Source organism: Neorhizobium alkalisoli (assembly GCF_007829835.1).
Classification (GTDB): Bacteria; Pseudomonadota; Alphaproteobacteria; order Rhizobiales; family Rhizobiaceae; genus Neorhizobium.
The window spans coordinates 52209-67328 of sequence record NZ_VIWP01000002.1 but is presented as its reverse complement, the minus strand read 5'-3'; the positions used below and the strand labels follow the sequence as shown (position 1 = coordinate 67328).

Here is a 15120-nt window from a genome sequence, read left to right as displayed (position 1 = left end):
AGTGTCGCCGGTATCGTTTCATGCGGGCAGTCACATCAGCTGCATCTGCGTCTTGGGTCGGATACTAGTGGTGGGCGCTCGTGCGGTGGGAGGCGAGATCGAGCACATAGTCCTCTGCCGAATCCGCGATTGCCAAGGCAATCTCTGCGCGGTTGAAACCCTGCGCCACGAGATCCTTGATGACCGCGGCCAGAGCGACCTTCGCGGCGTCGTAGCAATCAATGCTATCGGCCACGACGATGTTTCCCTGACTGGTTTTAAGTTCCATCGTAATCCCCTGAAGAAATGGCGGGCATTTTCGCCTCGATGGGCAGATGATCACAATCAGCGTCACGCGACCGTCACCGCAGCGTCACTGCACATCCGCAGGGGGCGGTTCTTTTAAAGGGGATTGGTGTCGGCTTTGGCCAATGATGTCCTGCCGGTGTTCAGCAAGGCATGGTAATACCGCGTTGTCACAGCCATTTCGGCGGGATCGCCGCCGCATGTTGCAGCCGTGTTGCAGTCAGCCGAGCAGGATGTTCGCGGCTTGTGCCAGTTCTGTCCCGTCGTCGGCTTTGCCTGTGAATACAGCCGTGAGAAGGAAAGGGCGCCAGTGGTCGTTGAGAGCCGCCATGAACGCCTTGGTTTGGCGGGTATTATTTGTTTGAAACTGTGGAAAATCACATAGCAAACGGCATCAATGTACTGAGCAAAGCCGTCTCCCTCGACGCAGCATTTCGAATGGCAGATTTGCTGACGCATCGGTCGCTGGCCTAGCGCGATCCGGGGTGATCGCCAAACAAGCCAAAATCGGGCTGGAAGCGCTGAGAAATAAGCCGGTTTGGTGATGCCCAAATCACGGGATTTTCCCGGTATCTCGTTAGCCCGCCGCCTCACAGCGGCGGGCTTTCTCGTTTCGTCAGTCTGCTTTCAGCGATCAGGCCGCCTTCTTCTCGGCAGCTAGGTTCACGGCGCTTTCAGCGAGGCCGGTCAGGGCTTCGTCAGTTTTAGATTCTTCGGACAGTGTCTGCTCCAGAAGTGCAGCAACGTCCTTCATGCCGAGCTGCGCGGCCCACGCTTTCAGGGTGCCGTAGCGGCTGATCTCATAGTGTTCGACAGCCTGGGCGGCAGCCAGCAGGCCGGCATCGAGTGCAGCAGTGCCCTTGAATTCTTCGAGGATCTCGGAGCCTTCGGAAAGGATGCCTTCGATCGCATCACAGGTCTTGCCGCGAGCCGGCTTGCCGATGATCTCGAAGACCTCTTTCAGGCGTTCGATCTGGCCCTCGGTTTCTTCCTTGTGCTTCTCGAATGCGGCCTTGAGCTTGGGGTCATTGGCCCCGCGCGCCATCTTCGGCAGCGCCTTTACGATCTGACGCTCAGCATAATAGATGTCCTTGAGCGTTTCGTGGAACAGCGTTTCAAGCGTCTTGTCAGCCATGTCGGTTCTCCTTGTTCGTTTCGCTTCTAGGAAAGCGAATCCTGAACAAGGACGCGGACGAAACGTTCCGGCGCGTACCATAGCGTACAAAAGGTTGAGCGCGGGAACCAATTGCCACCACCCAGCAGAAGGGAAGGAGCATGCGCGTTATGCGAAGTATTCTCTGCGCCAGCCTCACCATGATGGCGGCGGTTACCCATGTTGCACCGAGTAGCCGATAGCCAATGAAAATGCCCGGAAACCAAGGGAATTCACTGCAGCGTGATGCAACACGGGAGAAGGCACGGAAGTGCCGTTGGTTAGCTTCTATCGCATTGATATCTTTGAGGAAATGGATGGAGGCCTCGCCGAGAATCGAACTCGGGTGCAAGGATTTGCAGTCCTCTGCGTCACCACTCCGCCACGAGGCCATCCAGTGCTTTAAAAGCGAGCGGTGCCGGGCGTTTAGAACGAATCTACATGAGGCGCAAGTGCCTTCATTCTGAACGCGGCCCTTTTTTCGTTCTGAACCTTTGTGACGTGGTGATGACGGGATTTTCCGGATGCTGCGCTGCGGTATGGTTAATTTTTTAACGCTTTTTGTCTTAAGTCACGGAACGGAAACGTAAGTTTTCTAGTTTATGAGTCGATGGCAAGGAGGACTGACATGCTGAACAAGATCATCACCGTATTGCGCCAGCCCGCCATGGAATATGACGCGACCGGCACCTTTGCCGACGGCGCTTTCCATATGGCCCTTGCCCGCCAGACCGCTTTCGATCGCAATTATGGTCTGCGCAATTCCTACCAGCAGGATACGATGGCTGCCGCCAAGCGCGAGCAGGGCCTGCCGCTCTCTTCATAAGTCGGTCTCACCCGGCCGAACCGTGATCGCCGTGTTTTTTTCGCAGAAGCCGAGCCGTGTCTTGAAAGCGTGCCGCGAGCGAAGTAACACGGTTTTACGGGAAGGCTGGCAAAGCCCTGATGGGCGCGCCGGCAATTTGAGGTAGGTGAGATGATCGATTTCGACGTAGCGCGCAACAAGATGGTGGAAAACCAGATCCGTACCACCGATGTTACGGCTCACTCCGTTCTTGAAGCCTTTTACGCCGTGCCGCGCGAGGAATTCGTGCCGGTGAAGGCAAAGGCGCTTGCCTATGTCGATACGGATATCGAGATCTGTCCGGGCCGTTACCTAATGGAAGCTTCGCCGCTGGCAAAGCTGCTTCAGCTCGCCGCCATTACCAAGGATGACGCCGTTCTCGAAATCGGCGGTGGCACCGGTTATGTCGCCGCCCTTCTTTCGCTTCTGGCCGGTTCGGTCGTTTCTGTCGAAGCGGATCAGGGTCTTGCCACCGCTGCCGGCGAAAAGCTGAAGGCGCTCGGTTACGACAATGCAACCGTGGTCGCGGGTGACATGGAGGCCGGCTCCAAGAAGGGTGCGCCTTACGATATCATCTTTGTGAGCGGTTCCGTCGAAGAAATTCCGCAGGCCCTTTTCGACCAGCTGCGTGATGGCGGGCGCCTCGTCGGCGTGATCGGCTATGGCAATGCCGCGCAGGCCGTTGCAATCGTCAAGGAGCAGGGCGTTCTCTCGCAGAACAGCCATTTCAACGCCTCGATCCGGCCGCTGCCGGGCTTCCGCAAGGCAAGGGAGTTCGTCTTCTGAGAGGCGTCACATCGCCTTTGGAAAACAGGAAGATCGGGGCCGCAAGGCCCCTTTTTCGTTTGACGCCGCGCGGGTGAGGGGGATTCATTTTCTCAACAAATCTGTGTATGCGTGATTCTAGCGGCGCGGCTTGCGTTGTATCGAAGCGCCATGTCCTTAAGATGAATCCGAATTGGCCTCTCGCAGGCTAAGGCTTGCCGTCTCTGACGGGGCCGGTGAAAACGGGGATTGAAATGGCCCAGCCAAATGTAGCGCGTGAACCCTCCATGGAAGAGATCCTGGCCTCCATCCGCCGGATCATCGAGACCAATGAACCGCAAAGCGACGGTTCCTTCGCCAGCCAGCCGGCCTATGAAGAAGAAGACGAGATCGAACTTGCCGACGAGCCCGCCTATGTGCCGGCCGTTGCTGCAAACGATCGCGGCCAGCCGTCGCTGCAGCCGCAGCCTTCCGTAAATTATGTCGAGGAAGAGCCCGCACCGGTCCAGGCCGCTGCACCTGCCACCGAGCGCACCATGTCGCTGGCCGATGTTGCCGCCCGTGTCCGCGCCGCCTCGATGCGCCAGCAGGAACAGGCCTCCGGTCGCGCGTCTGCCCCGGCTCCGGCGCCGGTAGAACCCGCGCGTGCCGCGCCGTCCTTCGATCATGTCGAACTGCGTGCCTCGATCCCGCCAGTTCAGCGCCAGCCGGCCGCCGAACAGGGCGGTTATGAGCAGCGCCGTTTCGAGCCCGCAGCCGAACAGCCGTCCCGCCAGGAGCCGCGTTTCGAAGCACCGGTTCGTGAAGTGCAGCCCGTCGAGCAGAGGCTGGTCGAGCCGCGCTTTGCCGAGCCTGCCCAGCAGTCCCCAGTGCAGCCGTCCCCGGTACAGGTCACACCGGCACCGGCCGCCCATGTCGAGCTGCGCCAGCCGGAGCTGAAGCCGGTCGAACCTGAGGCAACGAGCCTTCCTGCCAAGATCGAGGAGACCGCGCGTCTCCTGTCGCTGGAAGCCGGCGAGCAGGTTGCCCAGTCCTTCAACGATCTCGCAGCCGTCTTCAACGGCCTCGAGCGCCGTTCGGTCGAGGACATGGCGCAGGAACTGTTGCGCCCGATGCTGCAGGAATGGCTGGACGACAATCTGCCGACACTCGTCGAGCGTCTCGTGCGGGAAGAAATCGAACGCGTGGCCCGCGGCCCTCGCCGATAATTCTGTCGCAGCGTCACTGAATATGGCCGCTCCGGCAACGGGGCGGCTTTTTTATTGACTTCGTCCGCCCCATCTCTTTAACAACCCACCATCTCATTCATAAAGAAAAACGGGTCAGGAAATGCTCGAGAAGACCTACGATTCCGCAGCCGTCGAACCGAAGATCGCAAAAGCCTGGGATGATGCGGAAGCATTTCGCGCCGGTGCCAATGCCAAGCCGGGTGCCGAGAGTTTTTGTATCGTCATCCCGCCGCCGAACGTCACCGGTTCGCTGCATATGGGCCATGCGCTCAACAACACGCTGCAGGATGCGATGATCCGCTTCGAGCGGATGCGCGGCAAGGACGTGTTGTGGCAGCCGGGCATGGACCATGCCGGCATCGCAACCCAGATGGTCGTCGAACGTCAGCTGATGGAACGCCAGCAGCCGGGCCGTCGCGAGATGGGCCGTGAGGCTTTCGTCAACCGCATCTGGGACTGGAAGGCCGAATCGGGTGGTCTGATCTTCAACCAGCTGAAGCGCCTTGGCGCCTCCTGCGATTGGTCGCGCGAGCGCTTCACCATGGACGAGGGCCTGTCCAAGGCCGTCCTCGAAGTTTTCGTCACGCTCTACAAGGAAGGCCTGATCTATCGCGGCAAGCGTCTGGTCAACTGGGATCCGAAATTCGAGACGGCGATTTCCGATCTCGAAGTCGAGAGCAGGGAAGTCGAAGGCCATATGTGGCACTTCAAGTACCCGCTGGCTGGTGGTGAGACCTATACCTATGTCGAGAAGGACGCAGACGGGAACATCATCCTGTCGGAAGAGCGCAATTACATCTCGATCGCGACGACCCGCCCGGAAACAATGCTGGGCGACGGCGCGGTTGCCGTTCACCCATCAGACGAGCGTTATGCGCCGATCGTCGGCAAGCTGTGCGAAATCCCGGTCGGCCCGAAGGAACATCGCCGTCTGATCCCGATCATTGCCGACGAATATCCGGAACCGGATTTCGGTTCGGGCGCGGTCAAGATCACCGGCGCGCATGATTTTAACGACTACCAGGTCGCCAAGCGCAACAAGATCCCGCTTTACCGCCTGATGGACACGACGGCTTCGATGCGCGCCGATGGCGATTCTTACGCCGAATGCGCAGCGCAGGCCGCAGCGATCACCAAGTCCGGCGAATTGCCGAGCGAAAGTGATGTCGACGAGATCAACCTCGTTCCGGAAGATTATCGTGGTCTCGACCGCATGGTCGCCCGCAAGAAGATCATCGAGGCGATCAATGCCGAAGGTCTGGCGGTCACCGTCAAGGATGCCGAAGGCAACGACATTCCCTATGTCGAGAACAAGAAGATCATGCAGCCCTTCGGTGACCGCTCCGGCGTCGTCATCGAGCCGATGCTGACCGACCAGTGGTTTGCTGATGCAAAGACGCTGGCCGAGCCGGCGATCGCGTCCGTTCGCGAAGGCCGCACCAACTTCGTTCCGAAGAACTGGGAAAAGACCTATTTCGAATGGATGGAAAACATCGAGCCGTGGTGCATTTCGCGCCAGCTCTGGTGGGGCCATCAGATCCCGGCCTGGTACGGCCCGGATGGCCAGTGCTTCGTCGAAAAGACCGAGGAAGAGGCGCTCGACGCCGCCGTCCAGCATTATCTGGCCCATGAAGGCCCGTGGAAGGCCTGGGTTCAGGAAAAGCTCGAAAACTACGAGCCGGGTTCGATCCTGACCCGCGACGAAGACGTTCTCGACACCTGGTTCTCGTCTGCCCTGTGGCCGTTCTCGACGCTCGGCTGGCCGGACAAGACGCCGGAACTGGCAAAATATTACCCGACCAGCGTTCTCGTCACCGGGTTCGACATCATCTTCTTCTGGGTCGCCCGGATGATGATGATGGGCCTGCATTTCATGAAGGACGAAGACGGCAACAGCGTCGAGCCGTTCCACACCGTTTATGTCCATGCCCTGGTCCGCGACAAGAACGGCCAGAAGATGTCGAAGTCCAAGGGCAACGTCATCGACCCGCTTGACCTGATCGACGAATACGGTGCCGACGCGCTGCGCTTCACGCTGGCCGTCATGGCAGCGCAGGGCCGCGACGTGAAGCTCGATCCGGCCCGTATCGCCGGTTACCGCAATTTCGGTACCAAGCTGTGGAACGCCACCCGCTTCGGTGAGATGAACGGCGTGGCGCGCGATCCGGATTTTGCGCCGGAAAATGCCAAGCTGACGGTCAGCCGCTGGATCCTGACGGAACTGGCCCGCACCACGAGCGAAGTCACGGTTGCGATCGAGACCCAGCGTTTCAACGAGGCTGCCGGTTCGCTCTACAAGTTCGTCTGGAACCAGGTCTGCGACTGGTATCTCGAACTCCTGAAGCCGATCTTCATGGGCGAAGACGAAGAAGCCAAGGCGGAAGCACAGGCCTGCATGGCCCATGTTCTGGAAGAGACCTACAAGCTGCTCCACCCGTTCATGCCGTTCATGACGGAAGAGCTTTGGGCACACACCGCGACCCGCGACGGTCTTCTCTGCCATGCCGACTGGCCGACCTCGACCTTTGCCGACGATGGTGCGGCAGACGAGATCAACTGGCTGATCGATCTGGTCTCCGGCCTGCGTTCGGCTCGTTCGGAAATGAACGTGCCGCCGTCTGCGACTGCGCCGCTGATCGTCGTCGGTGCCAATGAGGTGACCGCCTTCCGCATGCGTCGCCATGAGGCTGCGATCTGCCGTCTGGCCCGTGTCGAAAGCATCGCTCCGGCTGATGTCGCCCCGAAGGGTGCGGCCCAGATCGTCGTTGGCGAAGCGACCGCCTGCCTGCCGCTCGGCAGCCTGATCGATCTTGGCGTCGAAAAGGCGCGTATCGAAAAGGCGATCGGCAAGGCCGAACAGGAGAAGGAGCGTATCGGCAAGAAGCTCTCGAACGAAAAGTTCGTCGCCAATGCCGATCCGGAAGTGGTTGCCGCCGAACGCGAGCGTTACGCCGAACTCGAAGTGCAGCTGGCCAATCTGAAGACGGCTCTCCTGCGGGTCAGCGAAGCAGGCTGAGTCGCAAGCGAACCTTGAGTTAGATCAATGACAAGGCCGCGGTTTCTGCCGCGGCCTTTTTGTTTGCAGCCGAAACCTGCTTTTTGTGCACCTGCACAGGGGGAGAAAGCCGCAATGTTGCCGCATTGCCACAACTGCCATGCGAACGGACATAATATTCTATGTCCCCATAGCCAGCGGCGGGCCGCCAGGTATTTTTGTCTCGAAGCTCCCGATTCGGGCCATGCGCATGCGATCTTACGTAAAATTTTACGTGTGTTGCAGTGCGAAGCCGGGGCAGCTGAAAGTTGTTATTTCGGCTGAGACATTTCAAACTCGTCTCGTTACTTGCCTGGGAGTGGGAGATAAAATGGCAAACAAGCACATGACCAGGGCCGTCCTCGCCGTCATGGCAGGTGTGGCGGTTCAGTCGCCGGCGCTCGCGGGAGGGATCGAGCGTGGCGGATACAATATCGATCTGCTGTTCGATCCGTCTTCGGTCGCAGTGGAATCGACGGCGACATTCGTCATGCCGGATCGCAAGCTGAAGAACGTTCAGGATACGAGCGGCACGACGCCGGTTTCGCTGAATGCGCTCGGTTACTCCGATCGCGCAGATGAAACGGACAATTACTGGTCGCCGCGGATCGGCGGCAAGGTCGGTTACGAGAATGCCGACTGCATGTTCGACTATTCGCAGCCTTATGGCGCCCACAGCAATCCCGGCCGAAACTGGGCCGGCGCCTACCAGAACACCGAAACCAAGATCAACAGCGATAACTATGCGCTGACCTGTTCCTACCGTTTCGATGCCGGTCCGGGCCAGCTGCGTGTCATCGGCGGCGCCAACTATCTCGAAATGGATGGTTTCAAGGAGCGCCTCGTTCTGGCGCCTGAACTGATCGCCGGCGCTGGTCTCACCGGCAATGGTATCGGCCGTCTCGATCTCGCCGGCCATGGCTGGGGATGGCGCGCCGGTCTGGCTTACGAAATTCCGGAATATGCCTTCCGCGCCAGCCTCGTCTATTTCAGCGAAGTGAAGCTGAACGACGTTTCGGGCACGGTCGATCTCACCAACCTTCCGAGCGCCTTCAATCCGCTCGGCGGCATGGTCGTTCCGGTCCACGGCTCGACCGCCATGCCTGACTCGCTTGAGTTGAAGCTGCAGTCCGGCATTGCCCAGGACTGGCTGGCCTTCGGTTCGGTAAAATGGGTCGACTGGAGTCAGCTGCAGACCATCCCGTTCTCCAATGACGCTCTCGGTCAGATCACCCAGCTCGATCTCGGGTATCGCGATGGCTGGACGATCACGGGCGGTATCGGCCACAAGTTCAACGAACAGTGGAGCGGTGCGGTCGCACTCACCTGGGATCGCGGCACGTCGCAGGAATATGGCAGCCTGAGCGACACTTGGGTGGTGACGACGGGCGTTTCCTATTCGCCGACCAAGAATGTCGAGATCAAGCTCGCCGGCGTCCTTGGCTGGATGAGCAGCGGCGACTCGTCGGCGCAGGTCGCGGATGGCGGTATCATCGGCAATGAAGCGACCTACAGCTACGACAACGATATGGTTGCCGCCATCTCGACCTCGCTGAAGGTCAAGTTCTGAGGTGACGTCGTCAGCCAATGGTTGAATGAAGCTTGAAGGCCCGGCCAGAGCCGGGCCTTTGCATGTTCCGCGGCAGTCAAAACGTTGTGACGATTTGGCAACAGTTTTCTGCGACGATGGGCGATGTCTCGTACCGGTGGCATTCTGTCCATTTCCCGCCACAAACGGGGAGCAGCGGTAAGGGAATAACGGGCGCGGTCTGCGGGGGCGGGACGCGCGATCTGGAGTACCATGGGCGGGTTTTTCAAAATAAAGCGGGGCTTTCGGCGCTCCGGCGAGCGGGTTTCTTCACCCGCAGCTGGTGTTTTTGCTTCGTGGACTTCAGGTCCTAGTCTTGCCGAAAATGGCACGTACTGTCTTTTTCATCGATCGGAAGTAATGGCAGGCGCCTATCGGTCGCCGCGACTTCCGGCTGGTCCGGGAGCATGGACGACCGGTGCGGACCATCTGGTTCCGCGGTGGAGTGGAAGAAGCTGAGTTATGCCCAAGTTTGACAGCGTGTTCGTGAAACGACTGATTCTTGGGGTGGGGTTTGCCTGTATTCTGGCGGCTCCGGCAGCGGCTTTCGATATCAAGTCGGGCGTCACCAAGGAATCCGGTCCCTTCGATCTCTTCAAGTTCGGCTTCAAGGCCTATAAGAACGGCCAGAAGGAAGATGCCGTCGAGGCTTACCGTTATGCGGCCGAAAAGGGCCATACCGGTTCGCGCTGGGCGCTGGCCAACATGTATGCGTTTGGTGATGGTGTCGCCAAGAACGACTACGAAGCCTTCAAGATCTATAACGAGATCGCCTCGCAGGGCGTCGAACCGGGTTCGGAAGATACCGGCTTCTTCGTCAATGCGCTTCTGTCGCTCGCCAGCTATTACCGCCGCGGCATTCCCGACACGCCGATCAAGCCGGATCTGTCCCAGGCTCGCCAGCTTTATTTCCAGGTCGCCTCGACATTTGGCATTCCCGAAGCACAGTTCCAGCTCGCCAAGATGATCCTGGCCGGCGAGGGCGGTGCGGCCAATATCCAGCAGGCGAAGAAATGGCTGAACCAGGCCCGCAAGTCCGGCCATCCGGGCGCCATGGCCGTGTTCGGCAATATTCTGGTCGAGGAAGGCCAGACGGTGCGTGGCCTTGCTTTCCTGACGGCGGCGCTCGACAAGTGCAGCCCGAAGGACTGTATCTGGATGCAGCAGCTGCAGGAACAGGCCTTTTCCGTCGCCAATGAGGAAGACCGCCGCGGCGCGATCGCCCTGTCGCACGAGTTTGCCCGCGGAGTGGAATAATAAGGCGTGGAATAACGCGCTGGATTGAATAGCCGGTTCAGGGCATTGCCTTGGACCATTGGGCGTAAGCGGGCAGGGAGGTGCCGGTGGCAGTCCGACGTATCGTCGCCAATATCGCTTCGGACCGGCTGGAAGAGGCCCGATCCTTCTATTGCGAAATTCTCGATCTCGAACCGGTGATGGATCACGGCTGGATCGTCACCTATGGCTCGAATGCAGCCCTTTACCAGACAGCGCAGATCAGCATCGCCTCTGAAGGCGGATCCGGCACGCCAGTTCCCGACCTGTCGCTGGAAGTCGACAATTTCGATGATGTCGTCGAAAGGGTGAAATCGGCGGGCCTTGCGATCGAATATGGCCCGACCGCGGAGCCATGGGGCGTCAGGCGGTTCTTCCTGCGCGATCCCTTTGGCCGGCTTTTAAATATTCTCTCACACCGCTGACGGAGCAGAGAAATCGAACAGGCCGACGACCGGCACGTGGTCCGACGGTTTTTCCCAGGCGCGCACATGCTTTTCGATCGCCGTCGCCTTCAGCCTGTCGGCTGCTTCCGGCGACAAGAGAAGATGGTCGATGCGGATGCCGTTATTCTTCGGCCAGGCGCCGGCCTGGTAATCCCAGAAGGAATAAAGTTTTGTCGCATCCGTCGTCGCCCGGACGGCGTCGGTAAGGCCGAGGTTTTCGAGGCGGCGGAAAGCGGCACGCGTTTCCGGCAGGAACAGCGCATCCGTCGCCCAGACGGCCGGGTCGAAACAGTCATGCGGCTCGGGGATGACGTTGTAATCGCCGGCGAGAATCAGCGGCTCTTCCAATAGAAGGCAGGTCTCCGCATGGCGGCGCAGCCGTTCCATCCAGGCGAGCTTGTAGGGGTATTTGACCGGATCGTCGGACGGATTGCCATTCGGCAGGTAGATCGAGGCAACGCGGATGACGCCGCCTTCGACCGAAAACACGCATTCGATATAACGCGACTGTTCGTCGCTGTCGTCGCCCGGAAGGCCGCGCATGACATCTTCCGGCTTCAGCTTCGACAGGATCGCGACGCCGTTAAAGCCTTTCTGGCCATGGGTTTCGACATGATAACCGAGCGCCTCGATTTCGAGACGCGGAAACCCTTCGTCGACGGATTTGATTTCCTGCAGGCAGACGATGTCGGGAGACGAATCGGTGAGCCACTGGCGCAGATTGTCGATCCGCGCCTTGACGCCATTGATGTTCCAGGTCGCGATCTTCATCTTATGCCATCCTCGTCTTCAAGCTCTCCCTTTTAGCGAATGGAAGCGGCTTGGAAAGGGCGAAGATGGTTTTGGGTAAGGCTCAGATCGAGAAGCTGGTGCCACAGCCGCAGCTGGCGACGGCATTCGGATTGTTGATCTGGAAGGACTGGCCGAGCAGGTTATCGACGAAATCGATCTGCGAACCGGCCATGTAGACCAGCGACAGGCTGTCGATCAGCACCTTGGCATCGCCATTGGCGATCACGACATCGTCGTCGGACGGTGCTTCGGCAAGGTCGAACTTGTAGGAAAAGCCGGAACAGCCGCCACCTTCGACCGAGACGCGCAGCGCCTGCTTGCCGGCTTCGGCCGATACGATCTGGGCAATCCGCTTGGCCGCGGCATCCGAGAGAGTTACATTCGTGGTCATATTTTCCGTCTCCTGCCAGGTTCAAGGCCCGGCGGTTCCGCAGGTGAATTTTGGCGCAAGCATCCGGCGATACTGTTACCGGCGTTGCATACCGTTCCTCTATAGGTATGAAGACGTGAACGACGCGTCAATGGGTTGGCGTCAAGGTGGCCAAGGCTAATGCCAGAGTGATGATGCGCAAAGGGCAGGTGAGAGCATGACGATCGATACGCGGGCGCTCGGTTTCGGCAGCGGCGACAGAGCCGTTTTCGCCTGCGACCCATGGACCTCGCGGGGAAGGCTTTTTCCAAGCGACAACAGTCTCACTCGTTCGGAATTTCAGCGCGATCGCGACCGCATCGTCCACACGACCGCCTTCCGCCGCCTGAAACACAAGACCCAGGTCTTTATCAGCCCTGATGGCGACCATTATCGCACGCGTCTTACCCATACGATCGAAGTCGCGCAGATCGCCCGCGCGCTTGCCCGGGCGCTCAAGCTCGACGAGGATCTCGCCGAGGGCGTGGCACTCGTCCACGATTTCGGCCACACGCCCTTCGGTCATACCGGCGAGGATGCGCTGCACGAGGTCATGCTGCCCTATGGCGGTTTTGATCATAACGCCCAGTCGCTGCGGGTCGTGACCAAGCTTGAGCGCCGGTATGCGGATTTCGACGGGCTGAACCTCACCTGGGAAAGCCTCGAAGGCCTCGTCAAGCACAATGGCCCGCTGCTTGGACCGTCTGCGCATGGCTCCGGCGGTCATGGCGGCGAAAAGCCGGTGCCGCAGCCGATCCTCGATTATTGCGCCCTGCACGATCTGGAACTCGCAAGCTTCGCCAGCCTTGAGGCGCAGGTGGCGGCGATTTCCGACGATATCGCCTACAATACCCACGATATCGACGACGGCCTGCGCTCCGGCCTCCTGACTTTCGAAATGCTGGAAGAAGTGCCGTTCCTTGCCGGCCTCATGCGCGACGTGCGCGATCGGTATCCGGGACTGGAGGCAAGCCGTTTCGTCCACGAGATCATGCGCCGCCAGATTACCCGCATGGTGGAAGACGTGATCGGCGTCACCCAGGCCAATCTGTCTGTCCTGAAGCCGGAGAGCGCCGCTGATATCCGTGCCGCCGGCCGGGTTACTGCGACCTTTTCGCCGGAGATGGCGGACACGGACAAGGCGATCAAGAAACTGCTCTTTTCCCGCATCTACCGGCATCCGGAAATCATGCGTATCCGGGCCGGTGCGAGCCAGATCGTCGCAGACCTGTTCGGCGCCTATATGAGCGATCCGTCGCTGATGCGCAGCCATTACTGGGTGCATCATATTGCCGGGCTCGAAGATGCGGCGAGGGCGCGCCATGTTGCCGACTATCTCGCCGGCATGACCGATACCTATGCGATCCGGGTGCATGGCGAGCTGTTTGACCAGACTCCCGATTTGCGCTAGGCACCGCGCCAACGAATGTTAACGGCTCTTAACGAGCTTGCAGGGGCGTTACGCCCGGATGAGTGACATGAATCTGTTTGCCGATTTCGAGAAGAGAATTAAGACGACTCTGGAAGGCCTTGAGCTGATCAAGGCGCAGGAAACGCCGGTCGATCTCGCCCGCGTTACCGTCGAGCCGCCGCGCGACCAGAGCCATGGCGATGTCGCCACCAATGCCGCGATGGTGCTTTCGAAACCGCTCGGCACCAATCCGCGCGCGCTTGCCGAAATCATTGCCGAAGCCCTGCGCGGCGATGCCGATGTCAGCGAAGTGTCCGTTGCCGGCCCCGGCTTCATCAACATCCGCCTTTCGACCGGCTACTGGCAGCAGCTGCTTTCCGCCATGGTCTCGGAAGGCCTGAATTACGGCCGCTCCAAGGTTGGCGCCGGCCATAAGGCCAATGTCGAATATGTCTCGGCCAACCCGACCGGCCCGATGCATGTCGGCCATTGCCGCGGCGCCGTGGTGGGCGACGCGCTGGCTAACCTGATGGATTTCGCCGGTTACGACGTCACCAAGGAATATTACATCAACGACGCCGGCAGCCAGATCGATGTGCTCGCCCGCTCGGTCTTCCTGCGGTATCGCGAAGCGCTCGGCGAAACGATCGGCGAGATCCCGTCCGGTCTTTATCCCGGCGATTACCTGATCCCGGTCGGTGAAGCGCTTGCCGCCGAATACGGCCCGCGGCTGCATGCCATGCCGGAAGAGGAATGGCTGCCGATCGTCAAGGAAAAGTCGATCGAGATGATGATGGCGCTGATCCGCGACGATCTCGCGGCGCTCAACGTGCATCACGACGTTTTCTATTCGGAACGCACCCTGCACGCCAACGGCGCCCAGCGGATCCGCCAGGCGATCAACGACCTGACCTTCAAGGGCCATGTCTATCGCGGCACGCTGCCGCCGCCCAAGGGCCAGCTGCCCGAAGACTGGGAGGACCGCGAGCAGACGCTGTTCCGCTCGACGGAGGTCGGTGACGATATCGACCGCCCGCTGATCAAGTCGGATGGCAGTTATACCTATTTCGCCGCCGACGTTGCCTATTTCAAGGACAAGTTCGACCGCGGCTACGACGAGATGATCTACGTTCTCGGCGCCGACCACGGCGGTTACGTCAAGCGTCTGGAGGCTGTCGCCCGCGCCGTGTCCGACGGCAAGGCCAAGCTCACCGTGCTTCTCTGCCAGCTGGTCAAGCTTTTCCGCGAGGGAGAGCCGGTCAAAATGTCGAAACGCTCCGGCAATTTCGTCACCCTGCGTGACGTGGTCGACGAAGTCGGCCGCGATGCCGTGCGCTTCATGATGCTCTACAGAAAGAGCTCCGAGCCGCTCGATTTCGACTTTGCCAAGGTGACGGAACAGTCGAAGGACAATCCGGTCTTCTACGTGCAATATGCGCATGCACGCTGCGCCTCGGTCTTCCGTCAGGCAAAGGACGCGTTTCCGGACCTCGATCTCGCCACGGTGGATCTTGCTTCGGCCGCTGCCGAGATAAGCGATCCGAACGAGCTTCAGCTTGTCGCCAAGCTTGCCGAATATCCGCGAATCGTCGAAGCTGCTGCCATTGCCCAGGAGCCGCATAGACTGGCCTTTTACCTGTATGATCTGGCCAGTTCCTTCCATTCCCATTGGAATAAAGGTAAGGAAAATCCTGAATTACGTTTTGTTAACGATAAAAACCGACAATTGAGCATTGCCAGGCTTGGGCTGGTGCATGCGGTCGCCTGTGTTCTGAAGTCAGGACTTGCAATCACAGGTACAGCAGCACCGGAAGAAATGCGGTAAAAACGCCCTCATTTCCCCACATTGCGCTGGTAGAGACGGTTGTAATGTTGGTTGAGTGAGCAAC

General features: G+C 59.6%; 12 protein-coding genes, 1 tRNA gene and 1 pseudogene. 9 read left to right on the top strand and 5 right to left on the bottom strand.

All coding sequences use genetic code 11. The annotated features are described in order from the left end of the window. Positions 1-64: 64 nt before the first annotated feature. The 3 genes from FHW37_RS06060 to FHW37_RS06050 form a co-directional block, all read right to left on the bottom strand. Positions 65-268, bottom strand: a complete 204-nt coding sequence (locus FHW37_RS06060) for a hypothetical protein (protein ID WP_145634014.1) — start codon at positions 266-268, stop codon at positions 65-67. A gap of 651 nt (positions 269-919) precedes the next feature. Further along, the gene (locus tag FHW37_RS06055) at positions 920-1420 is read right to left on the bottom strand and encodes a ferritin-like domain-containing protein (protein ID WP_145634012.1); all 501 of its coding nucleotides are present in this window, start codon (positions 1418-1420) and stop codon (positions 920-922) included. 336 nt (positions 1421-1756) lie between these two features. Further along, positions 1757-1830, bottom strand: a tRNA-Cys gene (locus FHW37_RS06050). A 236-nt stretch (positions 1831-2066) separates the two neighbouring features. Between FHW37_RS06050 and FHW37_RS06045 the strand changes: the two genes are divergently transcribed. The 7 genes and pseudogenes from FHW37_RS06045 (at position 2067) to FHW37_RS06015 (ending at position 10598) form a co-directional block, all read left to right on the top strand. Continuing rightward, complete coding sequence (locus FHW37_RS06045; protein WP_145634010.1) at positions 2067-2264, top strand: hypothetical protein; 198 nt, start codon at positions 2067-2069, stop codon at positions 2262-2264. 150 nt (positions 2265-2414) lie between these two features. Then, a complete protein-coding gene (locus tag FHW37_RS06040) occupies positions 2415-3068 on the top strand; it encodes a protein-L-isoaspartate O-methyltransferase family protein (protein ID WP_145634008.1) in 654 nt (217 codons plus the stop codon). Positions 3069-3301: 233 nt separating this feature from the next. Then, positions 3302-4255: a PopZ family protein gene (locus tag FHW37_RS06035; RefSeq protein ID WP_145634006.1), complete on the top strand. Its 954-nt coding sequence runs from the start codon at positions 3302-3304 to the stop codon at positions 4253-4255. A 20-nt stretch (positions 4256-4275) separates the two neighbouring features. Then, a pseudogene (locus FHW37_RS06030) lies at positions 4276-7292 on the top strand (valine--tRNA ligase). A 349-nt stretch (positions 7293-7641) separates the two neighbouring features. After that, positions 7642-8880, top strand: coding sequence for an OmpP1/FadL family transporter (locus FHW37_RS06025; RefSeq protein ID WP_246690687.1), 1239 nt, complete (start codon positions 7642-7644; stop codon positions 8878-8880). A 480-nt stretch (positions 8881-9360) separates the two neighbouring features. Further along, a complete protein-coding gene (gene exoR, locus FHW37_RS06020) occupies positions 9361-10155 on the top strand; it encodes an exopolysaccharide production regulator ExoR (protein ID WP_145634003.1) in 795 nt (264 codons plus the stop codon). Positions 10156-10241: 86 nt separating this feature from the next. Further along, positions 10242-10598, top strand: coding sequence for a VOC family protein (locus FHW37_RS06015; RefSeq protein ID WP_145633999.1), 357 nt, complete (start codon positions 10242-10244; stop codon positions 10596-10598). Here FHW37_RS06015 and xth read toward each other — a convergent pair. Together xth and erpA are read right to left on the bottom strand one after the other, a co-directional pair. Further along, positions 10587-11390 carry an exodeoxyribonuclease III gene (gene xth, locus FHW37_RS06010; RefSeq protein ID WP_145633997.1) on the bottom strand — a complete coding sequence of 268 codons (804 nt, stop codon included), beginning with the start codon at positions 11388-11390 and terminating at the stop codon, positions 10587-10589. The two genes, FHW37_RS06015 and xth, sit on opposite strands and share 12 nt — an antisense overlap. 82 nt (positions 11391-11472) lie before the next feature. After that, a complete protein-coding gene (gene erpA / locus FHW37_RS06005; protein WP_145633995.1) occupies positions 11473-11802 on the bottom strand; it encodes an iron-sulfur cluster insertion protein ErpA in 330 nt (109 codons plus the stop codon). A 196-nt stretch (positions 11803-11998) separates the two neighbouring features. Between erpA and FHW37_RS06000 the strand changes: the two genes are divergently transcribed. Then, entirely contained in the window at positions 11999-13231 is a 1233-nt protein-coding gene (locus FHW37_RS06000; protein WP_145633993.1) for a deoxyguanosinetriphosphate triphosphohydrolase, read from the top strand. A 67-nt stretch (positions 13232-13298) separates the two neighbouring features. Further along, a complete protein-coding gene (gene argS, locus FHW37_RS05995) occupies positions 13299-15056 on the top strand; it encodes an arginine--tRNA ligase (RefSeq protein ID WP_145633991.1) in 1758 nt (585 codons plus the stop codon). The last annotated feature ends 64 nt before the right edge of the window (positions 15057-15120 follow it).